The organism is Anoxybacillus kestanbolensis, from assembly GCF_001996285.1.
Taxonomy (GTDB): domain Bacteria; phylum Bacillota; class Bacilli; order Bacillales; family Anoxybacillaceae; genus Anoxybacillus; species Anoxybacillus kestanbolensis_A.
The window spans coordinates 1-21084 of sequence record NZ_MQAD01000003.1; the positions used below are offsets into that span (position 1 = coordinate 1).

The following is a 21084-nucleotide window of genomic DNA, read 5'->3' on the forward strand; positions in this document are numbered from 1 at the left end:
ACGTGACTTCGGAGCGCCAAAGAAACGAGAGTAGCTTCGGCAAAATCGGGCGCGATGAACAAGGAAGGAAACAGTCTTGTAAGTTTTCTGTAACGGAGATAACGATGGATAGTAACCAAGTAGTCATCGGAGTAGATATTGGTACAACAAGCACAAAAGCTGTCATTTTTGAAGAAGATGGGCGTATTCGAGCGATGCATGCGGTTGAATATCCGATGCTTCATCCCCAACCGGGATGGGCGGAACAAGACCCTCACGTCCTTTTTTCAGCGGTGATGCAAAGTATACAAGGGGCGATATACAAAGGGGGCGTTTCATCGGAACAAGTGAAGGCGGTCGGGCTGAGTGTAGCGATGCATTCGCTCATGCTAGTCGACGATCATCATCGCCCATTGACGAATTGTATCATTTGGACGGACAATCGCAGCAACAAGCAAGCTGAACAGTTGCGAGCAAGTGAAAAAGGGATGGACATATATAAAAAAACAGGAACACCTATTCATCCGATGTCGCCGCTTGCTAAGTTAATGTGGTTTAAAGAGCATATGCCACACGTATTCGAACGCACACATAAGTTTATTTCTATTAAAGAATATGTGTTATATCAATGGTTTCAACAATATGTTGTCGATTATTCAATTGCCTCAGCTACCGGCTTATTTTCTTTACAGACGTTTGATTGGGATGAAGAAATTTTGCAATTCCTTCATATCGATCGTCAGCAACTATCGCAACTTGTCCCAACGACATATACACTACAGGGGATGGACAAAAAATGGGCGGAACAGCTTGGAATTTCCCGAAATACGCCTGTTGTCATCGGCGCAAGTGATGGTGTGCTCGCAAACGTCGGGGTCGGCGCAGTACTTCCTCATGAGGCGGCAATTACGATTGGAACAAGCGGTGCGGTACGAACGATTTCATCCGTTCCAAAAACGGACGAAAGAGGGAGGACGTTTTGTTATGTGTTGACGGAAAATGAATGGGTCGTTGGCGGGCCGACAAATAATGGCGGCATTTTACTTCGATGGTTGCGCGATGAATTTGGGGCGCAAGAAAAAGAAGTCGCAAAACGGCTCGGGATCGATCCGTACGATTTATTGACGCAATATGCGGCACGTGTACCCGCAGGGGCAGAAGGGTTGTTATTTTTACCGTTTTTATCAGGGGAGCGAGCGCCCTATTGGGATGCACATGCACGTGGGACATTTTTCGGCATTAGTTTGCAACATAAGCGTGAGCATTTTATTCGTGCTGTCATGGAAGGGGTTTGTATGAGCGTCTTTTCCGTTGCCCTTGCGGTTCGGGATGTCATCGGACCGTTATCAGAAATTCGGGTGTCGGGCGGATTTGCGAAATCGCCATTTTGGCGCCAAATGTTGTGCGATATGATGGGGAAAGAGTTGCTCGTCCCAGAGACGCATGAAGCCTCTGCGCTAGGGGCAGCAGCACTAGCGCTTTATGCGCAAGGTGATATTTCATCGCTTCAAGAAGTAAAATCGTGGTTGCGTATTTCATCGCGCCATGAGCCGAATGAACAACATACAGCGACATATGCGGAACTATTTGATTTGTATACAAGATTATATATGAAGTTAAAAGATGAGTTTCCAATCATCTCTTCGTTTCAAAGGAAATATGTGTAACTAAGGGGGTGATTTACTTCACAACTAAATCGGTTTAGTAATTGTAAGCGTTTACTGAACAATAAAAAAACAAAGGGGAGCGGAGAATATGGCATCGTCTTCGTTAATTTTAATTGTTATCGCTGGAATTAGTTTGTTATTATTTCTAATTATTCGCTCGAAGTTGCATGCGTTTGTTGCGCTATTGCTCGTTAGCTTACTCGTTGGCATTGCGGCAGGGATGCCATTAAAAAATGTGATCGAGTCCATTCAAAACGGAATGGGGGGAACGCTTGGATTTGTTGCGGTCGTCGTCGGATTAGGTGCGATGTTCGGTCAAATGCTTGAGGCGTCTGGGGGAGCAGAGCGTTTAGCACAAACGTTAATGAAAAAGTTTGGCGAAAGTAAAGCGCAGTGGGCGCTTGGAATTACGGGATTTTTCGTTGCGATCCCTGTATTTTTCGACGTTGGATTTATTATTCTTGTGCCGATCGTTTACGGGTTGGCGAAAAAGACAGGTCGTTCGCTTTTGTATTATGGCATTCCTTTGCTCGCCGGTTTGGCGGTGACGCATAGTTTTATCCCTCCAACGCCTGGGCCGATTGCGGTGGCGAATTTAATCGGGGCTGATTTAGGTTGGGTCATTTTATTTGGATTTATTGCAGGTATTCCTGCGATGATTGTAGCAGGACCGCTATTTGGAAAATATATTTCACAAAAAATTCATGCTTCCATCCCGCCATACATGGAATGGAAAGAATATGAGGATGAAAAAGATTTGCCAAGCTTCAGTTTAATTGCGACGATCATTCTTATTCCGTTGTTGCTCATTTTAATGAACACGGTTTCAGGTGTTGTGTTGCCAGAAAAAAGTACGCTTCGATCGTTTTTCACGTTTTTAGGACATCCGTTTGTTGCTTTAACGATCGCTACGTTGCTCGCTTTTTATTTCTTAGGACGGAAACGCGGTCTTTCTAAACAACAAGTACAAGATATTGCGACAAAGGCGTTAGAACCAGCGGGAATTATCATTCTTGTCACAGGTGCCGGTGGAGTGTTTAAGCAAATTTTAGTCGATTCAGGCGTCGGCAAAGTGCTTGCTGATATGATGGCAACATCTTCGTTACCACCAATCGTTCTTGCATTTATTATCGCAGCGCTTGTCCGCATTTCACAAGGATCAGCAACGGTGGCAATGGTCACCTCTGCCGGATTAATGGCACCGTTTATTGAGACGCTAGGCTTGACAGGTCCAATATTAGGGTTAATTACCATTGCGATTGCGGCAGGGGCAACGATTCTTTCACACGTCAACGACTCTGGTTTTTGGCTTGTGAATCGCTACTTTGGCCTAGAAGTGAAAGATACGTTAAAGTCATGGACAGTAATGGAAACGATCATCGCTTTCGTCGGTTTTTCAGTTGTATTTGTTATTAGTTGGTTTGTGTAAAATGACATGGAAGGATTGCGATTACGGAAGATGGGGCTGACTCAAAAGGTCACCTTTTTCCAAGGGATATACAATATATAGTTTCGTAAAGATGTTTCCTGAGTATATATAGGTATAACAAAGGGTGCCCCGTTACTTTTGGGACACCTTCTTTTTTTGAATGAATTTATTAGATATGTTTCGTTTATCTAATATTTATGGTGTATTTTATATAGAGGTGATTGCTTTTAGAAAACAAGAAATATACCCATAAAAAAGAATTGTGTATCTGCTGTATTCTGTCCAAAATATCGTAGAAGATTGTCGGGATTTTTATTGTCGATGAACTCATGATGGCTAATATGGAGCTATTAGAAACGCAAAAAGAATTAGCACTAAGCAACCCGATGTTCGTTCGCAATCATGAAATTAGACATTATGCAGTATATTTCCAATTAGCCGTGACGATGTTTGTTTTTATCATTTCTTTTATACGACCGTGGGGCAAGAAAAAAGCGTGGAAAGTATGAGGCAATAGCACAAGCCCTTGCTTATTCGCAAGGGTATTTAAGACTACTCGCTCAACCGTTCGTGCACATCTTCTTCCGTCATATCGAGTATATGTGCAATCTCTGCCACGCTCATTCCTTTTTCGCTCATTTTTCGGATCGTTTCTTTGATTCCTTCTTCTCGTCCTTTTTTCAATCCTTCTTCCCGACTGCTGCGAATGTTTGAAAGTTGGTCAAGCAGCCATTTGAGCCGCATTTCGTATGCGTAGCGGTTTTCTGGGTCAACGCTTAAACTTTGCCATTCTTCTAACGCCTCTAAAATTTCTTGTTCTGTCATCGCGATTCCCTCCAATTCGCGAAACATGTCTTCATCCATTCGTTTTGTTCGGCTATCGACCGCCGATAACATCGTCAGCCATGGCCATTCGGGCGATTGCTTCACTTCTCTCCGATATTTCTTCCATTTTACCATAAATTGTGACAAGTCGAGTACATGAAATTCAAGGTGCTCGCTCCAAAGAAATTGTTCTTCATCTTCACGGATATGAAAGACGGTATGGAAGCGATCAGTTTCATGTGGGAAAAGTGGGTAATTTAAGATGGCGATCATGATGGTCGGAGGAAGGGGGTCGTACCGTTCTCCTTTTGATAACGAAGAGGAAAACAACCGCGCCCAGTAATACAACAGCCGTTCGGGCATGCCGTATTGCGGGATGATTTGAATTTCGACATGAATGCGTTCGCCACGATTCGTGCGAACAATGACGTCTAACCGCCCTGTTTTTCCATCTTCTGTTTCTTTCGTCAGTTCGGTGTTTTCAAACTGCACATCAACGATGCGGTCATCGCCTGTCCGATGCAAAAGCGCGTTTAAAAACGCCATCGTAATGGACTTGCGGCTCGGGTGACCGAACAGCTGTTTAAACATAAAATCCATTTTTAAATCAAGATACTGCATACACCTCATCCTTTCATAATAGATACACTTTTATTACACTCGGGAAATACGGGAAATGCAAAAAGGGAAAATTGAATATTGAGGCACATTTTTTGTGAAAATCGGCGAAAAAAACGGTAGGAAGAAAATTTTGTGGACTGAAAAATCAATTTTCAATGGGAAAGGCACATTTTTTTCGATAGGTGACTGGGAACGTTTAGTGACGTAAAATGACAGCAGTTTACAATGGGGATTTTTGTTATAGTTAAAGTTGTAAAAAGGGCAACAAAAGATGGAGGCGCCTTGAAATTTCAAGACACCTCTATTTCACCTAAAACCGTTTTGCCATGTCTTTCGCGCGTTCGATCGCTTGTTGTTTAATGGCTTCTGCTTCGTTTGGAAATGCGTTCATACCTTCCACAGCAATCGTTTCGACGTCTGTGATGCCGATGAAAGAGAGGACCGCACGCAAATAGCGATCGCCAAATTCCATTTCTTTTGCCGGACCTTCGGAGTATATGCCTCCGCGCGCTTGAATGTGAAGCGCTTTTTTCCCTTTCAATAGCCCAACAGAACCTTCTTCCGTATATTTAAACGTTTTCCCTGCAAGACAAAGCGTATCAATATATGCTTTTAGTTTTGGAGGGAAGCTAAAGTTCCACATCGGTGTGACGAATACATATTTGTCAGCTTCCATAAATTGTTCGCATAACTCATTGATACGTGCTATTTTTTGTTGTTCATCTTTGCTTAATTGCTCGAACGCTTGTCCTTGTTGCAGTTTGCCCCAGCCGCTAAATACATCAGCATCAATGTACGGAATGTCCGTATCATATACATGTAGTTCAACGATTTCATCTTCTGGATGATGTTGTTTGTAAGTTTCTAAAAACGCACGCCCGACTGATAAACTAAATGATTGTTGTTCTTGTTTTGGATTTGCAGTAATATAAAGTACTTTTGCCATGACGATTCCCCCTCGGTATTTTAAGTGGAAAAATATCCGTAACTATATTAAAGTATATTACTTACTTTTGTAAAGTAAAAAACTTTTTGGGTCTTCACCATTTTCTATGTTTTCTACTCAATCCTAGATACATGTTAGCTGGATGAAATAGGTTCATCAGTCAGGATCCTTCTTCCGCATACAGACCACGAAGTTGGTAGAATGGAAACAGTCAAGTGCTTTCCTTCACGGGTTCCCTTCTACCAACTATCATACCGATAGCGGAAGAAGGGAGCGCTTAAGCAGCCGAAGTACCTGTAATGTTCCCTGTACACTCCAGAAATATACGCAAACGAAACCGTTCTAGATTTCGATAGCCATATGCCCGGCGTTTGATGTGATTCGTCCCCTCAATTTCGGCATTCGTATATGGGTACAAAAAGTAGGAAATCCACCTTTCAAGCGTGTTGGCTGCTTCCTGAAAAGAAGCAAAAGGGCTCTGTTTGGCTAACTTAATCCATTCTTCCAAGCAATCCTAGTGGTATAGAAAGCACTTACGAGACCTCCTTAATGTTTATTTCACTGCTAACATTATTGCCAGGATCTCGTCAGTGCTTTCTCTTTTTTGTCACTAAATCACAAAATTTGGTGATGAACTAACTTTTTTAAACGGATGACAGCCATCGAAAAATGAAGTAAAATACGTATACAGGTATAGAAGAAAAGGGTGATGACAAATGGCAGGGCATCGGTTTCATTATTCGAAAGCGGAAAAATTGTTGAATCCAAAAAGACGAGAGTTGATTGCGCCAGAGGATGTCGTTTCGTTATTGCATATAAACGAACATGATGTTGTCGCGGATTTAGGGGCAGGAAATGGGTATTTTACAGTGCCGATCGCTAAAACAGCAAAAACGGTATATGCGGTTGATGTGCAACAAGAAATGCTTGACTTACTTAAGCAACACACAGAAAAAGAAGGGATCGAAAACATTTCTTACATCCTAAGCGATGTAACCGCAACAACGATTCCAGCGCAATCGGCTGATAAAGGACTGATGGCGTTTGTTCTTCATGAAATTGACGATCGTAAGGCGGTATTGACAGAAGTCGCGCGCATCATAAAGCCAAACGGTGCGTTTATATTCATCGAATGGGAAGCGGTCGAAAGTGAAATGGGTCCGCCGATTCATGAACGCATTCCGTCCCAACAACTCATGGACGAGGCAAAAGCGACATTTGCACATGTCGAGCTCGTTCATTTCCATCCGAGCGTATATGGTATCGTAGTGAAAAAGTAGTCATCGAATTGTCGATGGCTATTTTTTTATCCGTTCGTTTATTCAAGGGATATGCATATTTTTCATTCATTGTTAAAAAATAATGGCGAATGGGGGGACGCTATGAAACTGTTCGCATTTGGCATGATGATCGTTTGTTTGCACGCATTGCCGTATTTTCTTCTTGGTGAAGATGCCCATATGCGCGTGCACGATAATTTAGATTCAAATATCGCTTGGTATCGTGTGCTTGCACGAAGCGGTGAGTTGTTCGGTTCCGTTCATGCGACGATTCCGCAAGTCATTAACGGATTGCCACGCAACGCGTACGGAACAGAATTTAGCGGCATCGTCTGGCTTCATGCGCTTTTTCCTTCCGTTTATGCTTACGGGCTTAGCCAGCTGTTGACGCGCGTATTTGCGTTTATCGGCATGTATATGTTGTTGAAAACGCACGTATTAAAGGAGCGAGAAGCGACGGCAGAATGGATTCGCGTTGGTGTGGCGCTTACGTTTGCCTTAACGCCGTTTTGGCCATCAGGGATGCTTAGCACGCTCGGCATGCCGCTTGCGTTATGGGCGCTACTTAACATTCGAGCGGGCGATCGTTCGTGGAAAAATTATGTCGTACTCACGCTTCTTCCTCTCTATTCTAGCTTCGTGCTCGGTTTTTTCTTTTTTTTAAGCGCGATGTTTTTGTTTTGGATCGTTGATGCGTGGCGTCGCCGACCGAATATGCCGTTATTGCTGGCGCTCGTATATATGACCGCCCTTTATTTAGCAATTGAATATCGGCTTGTTCATTCATTTTTATTTGCGACCGAACCGACAAGTCGGGATGAATATTTCCATGCCCGTCTGTCGTTATGGCGCTCGCTTCGACTAACATTAAAAAACTACATATTCGGTCATACGCATGTGATGACGATTCATACGCTTGTCATTTTACCTGTCACGTTCATCGCCTTATATATCGTATGGAAACGAAAATGGTGGCGGAATGAACGGCTATTTTGGCAGCTTCATGTGCTCAATTTCATTTTGTCGCTTTGGTATGCGTTTTGGTTTTACAAAGGATGGCTTCCTGCGACAGAAGCGTTTCCGTTTTTAGATCGCTTTAATTTTGCACGCTATCATTTTTTACGCCCGATGATCATTTACGTCTTGTTTGCTTTGTCGCTTCGCATCATTTGGCGCGCATGGGATCGGCGCATCGTTTCATTTGCGCTTTTTGCGCAACTTGTGGTGGCGCTGTTGTTTCATGAACAAATCGTTTATCGCGACAAGCCAACGTTTCGCGCCTTTTATGCGGAAAAGCAATTTCAAGACATCCAACAATATATCGGAAAGCCCGTTCATACGTATCGCGTCGTCAGCATCGGCATACATCCAGCGATTGCACAATATAACGGTTTTTACACGTTAGATACGTACAACAATTTTTATCCACTTTCGTATAAACATCAATTTCGTCAAATCATTGCGAGCGAGCTAAATAAAAATAAAAAGCTAAAGGAATATTTCGATGAGTGGGGCGGACGTTGTTATATTTTTGTTGCGGAACTTGGGAAAAAATATATGTTTACGAAACGATCAAACAAACGCATTCACCACTTGCAACTTCATACGGACGTTTTATATGACATGGGCGGGCGATACGTTTTTTCCGCCTTGCCGATTAACAATGCGAAAGACAATCAACTCAAGCTATTGCGCACGTTTCACCATAAAGAATCAGCATGGACGATTTATTTATACGAAGTAGAAGGAGGGAAAACGACATGACCGTTTTAGCGATCGTTGTGCCTTGTTATAACGAGGAGGAGATGTTGCCGGAGACGATCGAACAGTTGCGGGCATTGCGGCAACAACTTATCGATGAACAGCTCATTTCTTCGGAAAGTAAAATTGTGTTTGTCGATGATGGGAGCCGCGATCGGACGTGGACGATCATTTATAAAGCGTGTTTGCGCTACGAAGAAATAAAAGGAATTAAACTAGCGGGAAACGCAGGGCATCAACACGCGCTGTTAGCGGGGATAATTGCCGCTAAACAAATGGCGCATTGCGTTGTGACGATGGATGCTGATTTACAAGACGACATATACGTCGTTCGCGAGTTTGTGCGCAAATTTCAAGAAGGATACGACATCGTCTACGGGGTAAGAAAAAAGCGTGACGTTGACTCATATATGAAGCGATGGACAGCTGAGACGTTTTATCGCATAATGAATCGTATCGGGGTGAAGTTGATTTATAATCATGCCGACTATCGCCTTATGAGCCGGAGGGCAGTCGAAGCGCTAGCGCAATTTCGTGAAGTGAATCTGTTTTTACGTGGCGTTGTACCACTGCTTGGCTTTCCGTCGACGACCGTATATTATGACCGAAAAGAGCGGAAAGCAGGAGTGACGAAATATCCATTCATGAAAATGATTCGCTTTGCGTTCGATGGGTTAACATCGTTTAGCATGATGCCGATTCGTTTCGTCTCTCTTCTCGGTTTTTGTTCGTTTGTTGTGAGCGTATTATTTGCGTTATATGTGCTATTTTTAAAAATGACAGGCCATACGCAGACGGGCTGGACGTCGCTGATCATGTCCATTTGGCTTGTCGGAGGATTGCAGCTCATGGCGATCGGTTTAGTCGGGGAGTATATCGGAAAAGTATATCAAGAAGCCAAACAACGTCCGCGCTACATTGTCGACGTCGATTTGTTAAATGGACCGATGATCGCAAGGCACGAGCGGGAAAAACTAGCTGAGGAAATTAGTTAAGGCTCCGAACTAGACGGAGCCTTTTTGCATCATGGTGCGTTGAAACGATTGAAACAGGACGAATGAAACGAACGTAAGCACAATCCCTGTCATATACGGCAAGCTCGGCTTCAATGTAAATAGCCAGCCTGCAATCGCCGGTCCGCCGATGCGCCCGAGCGAATCGAACGATGATAACAGCCCTGTTGCGCTTCCTTGTCCGTCCGTCGTATGTTTCGTTAATAAGGCGGATACACATGGGCGAATGACGCCGTTACCGATGCCGAAAATCGTTAAATAAAGGGCAGCTGTCCAAAAGTTATGGATAAATAAAATGAGCGAAAATCCGAGTGCTGAAAGCAATAGTCCAGCGCGAATGACCGTTCCTTCGCCGAACGACTGAATAAGTTTGCCAAGAAGTCCTCCTTGAATGACCGCCCCAGCAAGTCCCATAATCATAAAAATATAACCGAGTTCAGTAGAAGCAAGTCCAGCACGTTGAGCCGCAAAATATGCAAATGTCGCTTCCAGCCCCGCAAGCGAAAACGTGACGATCAACTGCAATACGTATAGACGCGATACGTCGCTTCGTAACGCCGTCATCAGTGATGGACGTTTCGTTTCGCCGTTTGCGCGTTTTTCTTTTGGCAGCGACTCGTTTAAGAAAAAGAAAACGAATACCGCCGTCACAAAAGCTAAACTGCCTGCGATCCAAAACGGAACGGTTAAGCTATGTTTCGAAAACACGCCGCCGATGGCTGGTCCGAAAATAAAGCCGAGCCCGACCGCTGCCCCGATGATGCCCATGCCTTTTCCGCGATTTTCCTCGGTCGTCACATCGGCAACGTACGCCATCGCTGTCGGCATCGTTGCGGCCGATAAAAAGCCGCCGATGATGCGCGCTGCAAACAACATCCAAAGTTTTGTTGCTAAGGCGAATAAGAAAAACGAAAGCGCTAGACCAAAAATGCCGAGCAGTAAAAACGGCTTGCGTCCGTAACGATCAGACAGCCGTCCCCACATCGGCGCAAATAAAAATTGCATAAACGAATATACCGCCATTAACCAGCCGAGCTGTGTTGGGGTGGCACCGATGTTTTCAGCGTAAAACGGAAGGACAGGAATAATAATTCCGAATCCCATCATGACGAAAAACATGACAATAAATAAAAGCGGCAAATAACGCCGATCGTTCATATGACCATCTCCACTATGTAGTTTGCATCTTTATCATAATGGAAATGTGACCATTTTTCAAAGATGTCGCTGCATTGACAACGGAAAAAGTTTTCGCGAAACTGAGATTGGATGAACGATGTGGGAGAGTGAAGAAATGACATATATAAACCAACATGTGTTAAACAACTTATTTTACATTTTAGTAAGCATTTTTTTCTTTTACTTTTTGTACGATCACGTCCGCTTTTTTCAACAAAAAAAGGCGCATCAACATGTGTTGCTCATCGCATGTTTAAGTGTCCCCCTTATTTTATGTATGAAATATCCAATTTATATCGCACCAGATTGCGTGCACGATTTGCGACAAGTGCCGTTTTTGATCGGCACGTTTTACGGCGGTTGGGCGGTGAGCGTACCGCTATTGCTTATTTTGCTTGTGGCGCGCTTTATGATGTATGGATATGAGTTTATTACCGTTGCGGTATATGTGATGATGTGCCTATGCGGCAGCTTGTTTTCTCTGTTTTTTCAGCAGCTTACAAGAAAGCAGCGGCTCGTTGCTTCGGCGGCGATGACGTTTCTTTTGGCGATTGCGGCAACGGTGTTGGCGGTCGCCATTTCCGATTTTCAAGTGACGGAATCGTACGTTGTCGATTTTATTCTCGTTCCTCCTGTTGCGATGTTGTTCATTGTATTTATCATTGAAACGTTGCGAGAGGCGCTGTTTATTCGTTCAAAAGCGATCAAGTTGGAGAAAATGGAAGTCGTCAGTCAGCTTGCCGCCAGCATTTCTCATGAAATTCGCAATCCCCTTACAGTCGTCAAAGGCTTTATGCAACTGATGAAAGCAAAAGACATATCAGCGGAAACAAAAGAGCAATATATGAATATCGCCCTCGAGGAGTTAAACCGCGCCTGCATGATCATTGACGATTATTTAACGTTTGCGAAGCCGTTTCCTGAAAAAATTGAGACGCTTCATGTGGAGCGGGAGCTAGAAAAAGTGATCGACATGTTGCGTCCGTTTGCGAACATGTATGGCGTACAAATTGTCGCAACACTCATGCCTGCCACGATGGAAGGAAACGCACAATATTTTCGGCAATGTTTTTTAAATATAATAAAAAATGGCATTGAAGCAACAACAAATGGCGGTAAGGTATATGTCGATGCCCACGCCGATGGAAAAACGGTTACGATCGTTGTGCGCGATGAAGGGGAGGGGATGACGAAAGAGCAACTTGCTCGTTTTGGTGAGCCGTATTTCAGCACGAAAGAAAAAGGAACAGGGCTCGGGGCGATGGTGTCGATTCGCATCATTGAAATGATGAACGGAACATGGCGCATTCAAAGTGAAAAAGGGCGTGGAACGACGATGACAGTCAGCTTCTCGTTATTAGAAAAATAAAAATATTGCGAAATAGCGAAAAAGTATTGTCTTTAACGATTTTGGGCGTTAAAGTATAAAATGAACATAACGAGTAAGGGGAGTTTACATCGATGAGTTTGTTCAGGAGAAAGTCGGTTGAAGCGCTGATGAGCGAATCAGGAAAAAATGGGGCAACGCTCAAAAAAGAATTAGGCGCATTTGATTTAACGATGCTTGGCATCGGTGCGATTATTGGAACAGGTATTTTCGTTTTAACGGGGGTAGCGGCTGCTGAACATGCGGGACCAGCGCTTGTTCTTTCGTTTATTTTATCTGGATTGGCGTGCGTCTTTGCGGCGCTTTGTTATGCGGAGTTTGCATCGAGCGTTCCGGTGTCAGGGAGCGCGTATACGTACAGCTATGCGACATTTGGGGAATTAATCGCTTGGATGCTCGGTTGGGATTTAATTTTAGAGTATGGTGTGGCAGCTTCGGCTGTTGCGGCAGGCTGGTCTGGTTATTTCCAAGGATTGCTTGCCGGATTTGGCATTGAGTTGCCGAAAGCATTAACGAGCGCTTACGATCCAGCAAACGGGACGTTTATTGATGTGCCCGCCATTGTCATCGTCTTGCTTATTACGTTTTTATTGACGCAAGGGGTGAGGAAATCCGCTCGTTTTAATGCAATCATGGTCGTTATTAAAGTTGCGGTTATTTTATTGTTTATTGCGGTTGGCGTATGGTATGTGAAGCCAGAAAACTGGACGCCGTTTATGCCGTTTGGATTTTCCGGTGTTGCGGCAGGAGCGGCGACGGTGTTTTTCGCTTACTTAGGGTTTGATGCGGTATCGACAGCGGCAGAAGAAGTGCGCAATCCGCAGCGCAATATGCCGATCGGGATTATCGCATCGCTTGTGATTTGTACGCTTCTTTACATTGCGGTGTCGCTTATTTTGACAGGCATTGTGCCGTATGATCAGTTGGGAGTAAAAAATCCAGTTGCTTTTGCGTTAAACTATATTCAACAAGATTGGGTGGCGGGATTTATTTCGCTCGGTGCGATTACAGGCATTACGACGGTGCTTCTTGTCATGCTTTATGCACAAACGCGCCTCTTTTATGCGATTAGCCGCGACGGCTTGCTTCCGTCATTGTTTGCGAAAGTGAGCGAACGGAAACAAGTGCCCCTTGTCAATTCATGGGTAACAGGCATTGCGGTTTCCGTTTTCGCAGGGGTCATTCCGTTAAATAAATTAGCGCATTTAACAAATATCGGAACGTTGTTTGCATTTACGACTGTTGCGATCGGCATTTTAATTTTACGCAAAACAGAGCCGAACTTAAAACGAAGCTTTATAGTGCCGTTTGTACCGGTCATTCCGCTTCTTGCGGTCGCGTTTTGTACGTATTTAGCCCTTCAGCTTCCAGCAACAACATGGTTAAGCTTTGGTGGCTGGTTAGCGATTGGTCTTGTCATTTACTTCTTGTACGGTCGCAAACATAGCAAATTAAATGAGGCAAATGCCGCACAAAAACAAGTGAGTTAACGATTGACAAAACGAACAGCCACTTTTATAATGAAAGTACAATAACATCGTTTTCCTTCACAAAGGGGAGTAGCGTTCAGGCGTTGCCTGAAAACAAAGTCGTCAATTCATGGACCTTGTCCATCGGCTTTGTTGGCACAATTACGTGTCTAGCGAGACCTTTGCCGTTCGGCAAAGGTCTTTTTTGCGTTCTCATGATTTTTGCCGGCGGACGAGGGAAAACTACATATTACAGGAGGGATTATCGATGGATGTATCATTATTGTTAGAGTACGGTTGGGTGCTTCTCGTTTTAATCGGTTTAGAAGGTATTCTCGCTGCCGATAACGCTGTCGTGATGGCGGTCATGGTGAAGCATTTGCCAGAGAAAGAACAAAAACGGGCGCTCTTTTACGGGCTTGCTGGGGCGTTTATTCTTCGCTTTGCAGCGTTATTTGTTATTTCGTATTTAGTGAACATTTGGCAAATTCAAGCGCTCGGTGCGTTGTATTTAATGTTTATTGCGGTGCATCATTTTATCAATAAAAATCGCGATGGCTCGCATAAAACAGAGAAAAAGAAGTCAGGTTTTTGGATGACGGTATTAAAAGTCGAGCTTGCTGATTTAGCGTTTGCGATCGATTCGATTTTAGCGGCTGTCGCTTTAGCGATGACGTTGCCGGATACAAATTTACCAGCGATCGGCGGCATGGATGGCGGAAAGTTTTTAGTGATCTTCGCTGGTGGATTAATTGGCGTCATCATTATGCGTTTTGCGGCAAATGCGTTCGTAAAATTGTTGCATAAACGCCCAAGCCTAGAATCGGCCGCATTTTTAATCGTCGGTTGGGTTGGGGTGAAATTGGCAGTATATACGCTTGCACATCCAAGCTTAGCAGTCGTTTCCGAACATTTCGCGCATTCGGCGTTATGGAAAGCGATTTTCTGGATCGTTCTTTTAGCGATTGTTGCTGGCGGCTGGTTTTTCTCAGGAAAAGAAACACAACAACAGAAAGAAGCGATTCAAACGTTGAAAAAAGCGCAAAACGAGTAAAAGGAGGCACGTTCCTCCTTTTTTTGTTATAATGAGAAGAGGAGGAGTGAGATTTATGTTAAGTGAAAAATTGTTAAACGGACTGAATGAACAAATGAATTTCGAATTTTATTCCGCACATGCGTATATGGCGACGGCGGCATATTGCTCAGCGGAAGGATTGGATGGTTTCGCAAATTTCTTTTTAGTGCAAGCGGAAGAAGAGCGATTCCATGCGATGAAGTTTTACAACTTTATTAATGCGCTTGGCGAACGGGCCATTATGACAGGTTTTCCTTCACCGAACAACGAATTTACGTCCGTTCGTGACTGCTTCGAAAAAGCGCTCGCTCATGAAAAAGAAGTGACGCGCCGCATTTACAAACTATCTGACTTAGCGTTAGATGAGCGTGAACACGCGACGATGAACTTTTTGAAATGGTTTATCGACGAACAAGTGGAAGAGGAATCGCTATTTGACACGCTCATTCAAAAGCTCAAGCGCATCGAAGGCGACAGCAACTCGCTATTTATGCTCGACAACGAACTCGCACAACGTACATTTACACCAGAACCGTAAAGGGAATGCATCGGCATTCTCTTTATGGTGCATATGTGTACAAATACTTTTGATGAATGATATAATGTTTCGAAAGGGAATGGAGGGACGAATATGTCAAAACAAGTTGAAACAGCGATTTCTTCTCAAATGAAACGAAATAAGTTAAATGCTTCCTGTGTTGACTTTGCACAATTAAGAAAGAAAATTGCGAAACCTTCCCCTTTTGGTAGAAAGCTAGTGGATATGTATAAACAAGGAAGGTAGCGTCGCATGTCCTTCGTATTGACTTTTGAAGATGCGCGTCATGAAAATTTTGAACAAGCGTCCATTTACATTGATGCTTGTTTTATTTTGGCTTACATGAACAGCGATGATCCACGTGGTGATAAAGTTTGTGAAATGTTACAAAAATGGCAAGAGGAAGGTATCGCTCAATTAGGAATAAGTAGCCATGTATTTGGAGAAGTGATCCATCAGTTGTTTATGCAAGAAATATTGTTTCCGCTCGAAATATACTACAACAAGCAGCAACGTCCTAAATTAAAATCATCCTCATATACTCAGTTAGGATCGTTAGAAGAGCCTACTGCATTTCTTTATGACGTATGGAAAAAAGAAATTCCGCGTTTTTACAATAAACATTTTGTCGTCAATGTATCCCGTCTTATTAAATCTGTAAAAAATCGTTATCCATCGCAAAGAAATAAGTTGCAAATTTTTTATAACAATGCAATTGATCGCTACAATGAGTTTTTGAGTGCTTTGAGAAATAATTTTCACGTATCGTTTTTGAACACAAACATTGATATTCAACAGTTAACATTAGCTCAAATGAAATTATTACAATTGGAAGTGTACGACGCGTTACATTATGCACTGGCTCTATACCATGGCTATGATTATTTTGCGACGCTAGATGGAGATTTTGTACATGATCTTTACTCTGAAAATAGTAAAACAAAAATTTTAAAAATCGCCTAACACACTTTTTTCTTTTCGCCTAACCAACGATCGCGCGTCAAGCGATAGTTGGATATAGGAGGGATGGAGATGAAATGGTTAGTCGATGATGATCCGTTGTTCGTATTGCCGACGGTGGCGGTAAAGCTTGGACTAAATGAAAGCATATTTTTACAACAACTTCATTATTGGCTCGAAAAAAGTACGCATACGTACGATGGATATACGTGGGTATATAACACATACGAAGGATGGAAAAAACAGTTTCCGTTTTGGTCAGAAAGCACGATTCGGCGCACGATCGTCCGGCTTGAGAAAAAAGGGATCGTCGTGTCAAGGTATCGTTCGAAACTGGATAAAACGAAATGGTATCGCATTGACTACGATGTGCTTGCCGAAGTGCTTGACACAAACGTTGTACATGACGAGCAAGTGACGGAAGATGACGAGAACATGTGTATCGAAAAAACGAACGGTCAACATGACGAGCGGACGATGCAACATGACGCATCGCACGCGTCAACTTGCCAAGACGCACGTCGCAATATGAACAGACAAACAAATATAACAACAGATCATACGTTACAAAACTTGATTTATTTTTATGAACAAAACGGTTTCGGGACGATCAGTAGCTATGTCGGTGAACAGATGGCGCTATGGGTGAATGACACGTCAGCGGAATGGGTGCTCGAAGCGTTAACGATCGCGTTAAAAAACGGAGTGAAAACGTGGAAATATGCCGAGGGGATTTTGCGCAATTGGAAGAAGCATGGTCGCATAAAAAAAGAAAAACGAGCGGTGCGAACGGAATTGATTCCGGAATGGCTACATATCGACTATACGCAATATGAGCGGAGAACGTATAACGAAGCGGAACTCGAACAAAAGCGGCGTGAGTTAGAAGAACGATTAAAAAAGAAAAGGGCATGAATGTCCATACCCTATCCGATTTGTTTAAGTGGTTGGTCGTTTTCGTTTGTTGCTTCTACAGCTTCTACAAGCAATTCAACGAGATGGACGGCGCGTACGTTTGTGAGTCCTTCCCGTTCAATGCCGAGCTTCATTTGTAGTAAACAGCCGGGATTGGCGGTCACAATCGTCGTCGCTTTCGTTTGTTTTACTTGTTCCATTTTGTAGTCGAGCACTTGCATCGACATATCCGGTTCGATGATGTTATAAATGCCCGCAGACCCACAACATCGGTCGGCATCTTTCATTTCACGAAACTTGACGCCTGCAATCGACTGAAGCAATAGGCGTGGTTCTTTTGCGGTTTTCATGACGTTGCGCAGATGGCATGAATCTTGATACGTCACCGTTTGGTTTGGCAAGCGCCATCCTTGCTTATGAAAGCCGAGTTCCACTAAAATGACGGACACATCTTTTATTTTTGCGACAAACGCTTTCGCACGATCCGCCCAAACAGGATCGTCTTTTAACAAATGGTCGTATTCGATTAAAAAGGCGCCGCACCCGCCAGCGTTTGTAATGATGTAATCGACATCGAGTGTTTCAAACGCTTCGATGTTGCGTTTCGCTAACGTTTTTGCGTCCGCTTTTTCACCGCTATGTCCATGAAGCGCCCCGCAACACGTTTGCGCCTCAGGAATGACGATGTCGCAACCAACAAGCCGTAACAGTTTCATCGTCGCATCGTTGATGTCCATAAACATCGTATCCATTAAACAACCACGAAAAAAAGCGACACGCCGCTTGCGTAGGGGGAGCGCTTCTACATGCGTCGGGCGCTCATTCATTTGTTTCCACGTCGGCACGTTTGGCAACACGTTTTCCATCATCGCTAAATGATTTGGCAATAGGCGCAATAACCCGAGCTTACGAACGAGCGCCTGCAACCCTGAACGTTGATAAAAACCGATAAGTGCCGTCAACATGCGCATCCGTTTCGGATGTGGAAACAGCTGTTTAAATACAATATGGCGAATGAAACGGACGATCGGTGAATACGTTTTATGTTGCGCAATAATGTCGCGCGCTTCTTCAAGTAAATGACCGTAGCGCACGCCAGAAGGGCAAACCGGTTCACACGCGCGGCAGCCAAGACAGAGTTGAAGGGAACGTTCGACATCTTCGTCCGGTTCAATAAGTCCATCGACGACCGCTTTCATTAATGCGATCCGGCCGCGCGGCGAGTGCGACTCTTGAAAGCCGGATTCAATATACGTCGGGCATGTCGGCAAACAAAAACCGCACCGCATACAGTTTAGTAGTTCGTCTTCATTCATGCGCGCTTGAAATTGTTTTGCGAGCTGTTCGTTTTTCATCGTGTCACCACCACCCGTTTGCGCGTACTTTTAGCGAACACTTTTCCCGGATTCATAATGTTGTTCGGATCGAGCGCTTGTTTAATCGCTTTCATCGCCGCGATTCCTTCTTTGCCGAGCTTCCACTCTACATACGGCGCTTTCATGATGCCGACGCCATGTTCGCCTGTAATCGTGCCGCCAAGCTCAATCGCTTTGGCGAATATGTCTTCAAACGCCTGCTCGACGCGATGCAGTTCGTCTTTGTCGCGCACATCAGTCGGACATGTCGGATGAAGATTGCCGTCTCCTGCGTGACCGAACGTGCAAATGGTGACGTTATACTTTTTCGCAATGTCGTTAATCGCTTTTACCATATTTGCAATTTGCGAGCGCGGAACGGTCGCATCTTCTAAAATCGTCGTCGGCTTTAAACGGGCGAGTGCTGATAGTGCCGAACGTCTCGCTGTGCGCAAGTTATTCGCTTCTTCTTCTGTTTTGGCTACTTGGACGGAAATGGCGTGTTGCTCTCGGCAAATGCGCGCCATCGCTTTCATATCTCGCTCAACGACTTCTTTCGGTCCATCTTGTTCGATCAGCAATACCGCTTTCACGTCTGTCGGCAAGCCGATGTTGACGAACGACTCGACGACTTGTAACGTCGGTTGATCTAAAAACTCAAGCGTCGTCGGGATGATTTTATTGGCGATAATCGCTGAAACAGAGCGAGCGGCTGCTTCTAAATCTTCATAAAGCGCGAGCATCGTTTGTTTCGTCTCCGGCATCGGAATAAGTTTTAACGTCGCTTCTGTAATGATCCCGAGCGTGCCTTCCGAGCCGACAAACAGGCGCGTTAAATCGTAGCCAGCGACGTCTTTCGCGAGCTTTCCGCCCGTACGAATGATGTCACCGTTGGCGAGTACAACTTCAAGCCCCATGACGTAATCGCGCGTCACGCCGTACTTTAAACCGCGCAAACCGCCGGAATTTTCATTAATGTTTCCTCCGATCGTTGAAATTTTCATCGAGCTTGGATCGGGCGGATAAAATAGTCCTTTTGCTTCGACAGCGTGAATAAGGTCAAGCGTAATAACGCCCGGCTGAACGGTAACCGTTAAGTTTTCTTCATCAATTTCTAATATGCGATTCATATGTTTAAATAACATGACGATGCCACCTTCGGTTGGGCATGTGCCTGCACAAAGATTTGTGCCCGAACCGCGTGGAACGATCGGAATGCGCTCGTTGTTGCAAATTTTTACGATCTCACTCACTTCTTTTGTGTTGCGTGGTGCGATGACGGCATCAGGAAGCGATTGAAAGTTTGGTGTTGCGTCATAGGAATAAACTAGCCGTCCGGCTTTCGAATCATCGTAGTTTTCTGCACCAACGATGTCAATGAACTGTCGTTTCACTTGTTCAGTGATCATGTCAACGACCTTCTTTCTCCCATTTTTACTATAAGCATAAAAAAAAGCGGGAAAACCCGCTATGGATGAATATATAAAAATAAAACGTTTACATCTTATTTTTTTGTTGTTTCATCTAAAAAACGAATGGCTAAATATAAAGTGACGACATGTTCGATATGGCGCACGTTTAAATTTGTATATTGTTGTACTTTTTTTAGCCGATAATGAAGCGTATTAATATGAATGTGAAGCGCTTCGGCTGTTTGTTTGAGCGATAAGTGGTTGGCGAAAAAAGTACGCAATGTATGAAGAAGCTCTTGTTCATTCATTAATGGCGCAATCGTTCGTTTAATAAGTTCTTGTTTTGTCGCAAGCGAAATGTCTTCTAAACACATGTCCAATCGTAAATCTTCATCGAAAACGATGTCGCCTGTTTGTTTGGCGATATGAAGGGCACGTTCGGCTTGCTTATACGAATGGTACGCCTGTTTACTATCTCCCATTTTTCCGCATCCGATATGAAGCGTCACATCGTATTTGTCTAATAGTGCGCGTTGCATCGTTTTGATTTTAGCGATCGTTCGTTCTTTGTCATCGTCTGTTTGTAAAATAAGTAAGCGATCGTTTCCCCAACGGACGATGACGTCACGTGCATCGCTCCAAACAGTTTGAACGTATTTCCACATGTCAACGGAAATCGTTTGTTTTGTTTCCTTTAACGAAGCGATAATGACACGCCGTTTAACATGCAGATCGATATGAAACAGTTGGGCGCGTTCGTAAAACGATGGCGACCATTCGCGCGCTTGCAGCCATTCAAACACGAACGTTTCAAGCGTCCGCGCTTCGAGTTGGAGTTGTTCGATGTAATAGTTTTCTTGAATAAGAAGCTCGGTCATTTTTTTTAATAGTTCTCCATAAGGCGACACTTTTTTCGGGTCGCCTGTAATGCCGATGACGCCGATCACATCGCCGTGAAAAAAGATCGGCAAGTTGATGCCCGCTTTTACGCCTCGTAATACGTTTTCATCTTCTTTTGTAATAATCCGTGTTTTCTTTTCGTGAAAAACGAGAAACGCTCCTTCATGAAATTGTCCGATGCGCGTCGTATCGGTGCTCGCGATAATAATGCCGTTTGTCGCGACGATAATAATATCTTCATTAATGAGGCGGCGAACGTCAGAAACAATTTTTTTCGCAAGGTGAGGAGAGAGCATGTATTCACTTCCTTTCGTAGCGAGATGATGAAAAAAGAAACCGTCCTTTCACTTGAAAAGAAGGACGGTTGTCCGAG

At 44.0% G+C, this 21084-nt stretch carries 18 protein-coding genes and 2 pseudogenes; 13 read left to right on the forward strand and 7 right to left on the reverse strand.

The window, feature by feature from the left end:
- The first annotated feature begins 104 nt into the window (after positions 1-104).
- The 3 genes from BO219_RS01805 (at position 105) to BO219_RS01815 (ending at position 3584) form a co-directional block, all read left to right on the forward strand.
- Entirely contained in the window at positions 105-1646 is a 1542-nt protein-coding gene (locus BO219_RS01805; protein ID WP_077428066.1) for a gluconokinase, read from the forward strand.
- Between the two features lie 88 nt (positions 1647-1734).
- Positions 1735-3075, forward strand: coding sequence for a GntT/GntP/DsdX family permease (locus tag BO219_RS01810; RefSeq protein WP_077428067.1), 1341 nt, complete (start codon positions 1735-1737; stop codon positions 3073-3075).
- 341 nt (positions 3076-3416) lie between these two features.
- Complete coding sequence (locus BO219_RS01815; protein ID WP_226373739.1) at positions 3417-3584, forward strand: hypothetical protein; 168 nt, start codon at positions 3417-3419, stop codon at positions 3582-3584.
- Between the two features lie 43 nt (positions 3585-3627).
- Here the strand turns inward: BO219_RS01815 and BO219_RS01820 are convergent, their stop codons facing one another.
- The 3 genes and pseudogenes from BO219_RS01820 to BO219_RS01830 all read right to left on the reverse strand — a co-directional run.
- Complete coding sequence (locus BO219_RS01820; protein WP_077428069.1) at positions 3628-4521, reverse strand: Rpn family recombination-promoting nuclease/putative transposase; 894 nt, start codon at positions 4519-4521, stop codon at positions 3628-3630.
- Between the two features lie 310 nt (positions 4522-4831).
- Positions 4832-5467, reverse strand: a complete 636-nt coding sequence (locus BO219_RS01825) for an FMN-dependent NADH-azoreductase (protein ID WP_077428071.1) — start codon at positions 5465-5467, stop codon at positions 4832-4834.
- A gap of 277 nt (positions 5468-5744) precedes the next feature.
- Positions 5745-5975, reverse strand: a pseudogene (locus BO219_RS01830) (transposase); the annotation flags it as partial.
- Between the two features lie 208 nt (positions 5976-6183).
- Between BO219_RS01830 and BO219_RS01835 the strand changes: the two are divergent.
- The 3 genes from BO219_RS01835 to BO219_RS01845 all read left to right on the forward strand — a co-directional run bounded on the left by BO219_RS01835 (position 6184) and on the right by BO219_RS01845 (position 9503).
- On the forward strand, positions 6184-6747 hold the full coding sequence (locus tag BO219_RS01835; protein WP_077428073.1) for a class I SAM-dependent methyltransferase: 564 nt from the start codon (positions 6184-6186) through the stop codon (positions 6745-6747).
- A 102-nt stretch (positions 6748-6849) separates the two neighbouring features.
- The gene (locus BO219_RS01840; protein WP_226373740.1) at positions 6850-8511 is read left to right on the forward strand and encodes a DUF6044 family protein; all 1662 of its coding nucleotides are present in this window, start codon (positions 6850-6852) and stop codon (positions 8509-8511) included.
- Positions 8508-9503: a glycosyltransferase family 2 protein gene (locus BO219_RS01845; RefSeq protein ID WP_077428077.1), complete on the forward strand. Its 996-nt coding sequence runs from the start codon at positions 8508-8510 to the stop codon at positions 9501-9503. The genes BO219_RS01840 and BO219_RS01845 overlap by 4 nt, the downstream gene beginning before the upstream one ends.
- Before the next feature lie 9 nt (positions 9504-9512).
- Here the strand turns inward: BO219_RS01845 and BO219_RS01850 are convergent, their stop codons facing one another.
- Entirely contained in the window at positions 9513-10679 is a 1167-nt protein-coding gene (locus BO219_RS01850) for an MFS transporter (RefSeq protein ID WP_077428079.1), read from the reverse strand.
- A gap of 118 nt (positions 10680-10797) precedes the next feature.
- Here BO219_RS01850 and BO219_RS01855 point away from each other — a divergent pair, with 118 nt between their 5' ends.
- The 7 genes and pseudogenes from BO219_RS01855 (at position 10798) to BO219_RS01880 (ending at position 17044) form a co-directional block, all read left to right on the forward strand.
- Positions 10798-12069 (forward strand): sensor histidine kinase, encoded by a 1272-nt coding sequence (locus BO219_RS01855; protein WP_077428081.1) that lies wholly within the window; start codon positions 10798-10800, stop codon positions 12067-12069.
- 92 nt (positions 12070-12161) lie between these two features.
- Positions 12162-13577 (forward strand): branched-chain amino acid transporter BcaP, encoded by a 1416-nt coding sequence (locus tag BO219_RS01860; RefSeq protein WP_077428083.1) that lies wholly within the window; start codon positions 12162-12164, stop codon positions 13575-13577.
- A gap of 83 nt (positions 13578-13660) precedes the next feature.
- Positions 13661-14610, forward strand: a pseudogene (locus BO219_RS01865) (TerC family protein).
- 55 nt (positions 14611-14665) lie between these two features.
- A complete protein-coding gene (locus tag BO219_RS01870; protein WP_077428087.1) occupies positions 14666-15169 on the forward strand; it encodes a ferritin in 504 nt (167 codons plus the stop codon).
- A gap of 93 nt (positions 15170-15262) precedes the next feature.
- A complete protein-coding gene (locus BO219_RS14530) occupies positions 15263-15415 on the forward strand; it encodes a hypothetical protein (protein WP_158074585.1) in 153 nt (50 codons plus the stop codon).
- Positions 15416-15421: 6 nt separating this feature from the next.
- A complete protein-coding gene (locus BO219_RS14390; RefSeq protein ID WP_226373741.1) occupies positions 15422-16132 on the forward strand; it encodes a type II toxin-antitoxin system VapC family toxin in 711 nt (236 codons plus the stop codon).
- 69 nt (positions 16133-16201) lie between these two features.
- Positions 16202-17044: a DnaD domain-containing protein gene (locus BO219_RS01880; protein ID WP_077428089.1), complete on the forward strand. Its 843-nt coding sequence runs from the start codon at positions 16202-16204 to the stop codon at positions 17042-17044.
- 11 nt (positions 17045-17055) lie between these two features.
- On the opposite strand, the gene BO219_RS01885 is transcribed toward BO219_RS01880, so the two are convergent.
- The 3 genes from BO219_RS01885 to BO219_RS01895 form a co-directional block, all read right to left on the reverse strand.
- Positions 17056-18399: a (Fe-S)-binding protein gene (locus BO219_RS01885; RefSeq protein ID WP_077428091.1), complete on the reverse strand. Its 1344-nt coding sequence runs from the start codon at positions 18397-18399 to the stop codon at positions 17056-17058.
- A complete protein-coding gene (gene glcD / locus BO219_RS01890) occupies positions 18396-19808 on the reverse strand; it encodes a glycolate oxidase subunit GlcD (RefSeq protein ID WP_006321553.1) in 1413 nt (470 codons plus the stop codon). Before glcD ends, BO219_RS01885 begins: the two co-directional genes overlap by 4 nt.
- Before the next feature lie 95 nt (positions 19809-19903).
- Positions 19904-21007 carry a CdaR family transcriptional regulator gene (locus BO219_RS01895; protein WP_077428093.1) on the reverse strand — a complete coding sequence of 368 codons (1104 nt, stop codon included), beginning with the start codon at positions 21005-21007 and terminating at the stop codon, positions 19904-19906.
- Positions 21008-21084 lie beyond the last annotated feature (77 nt).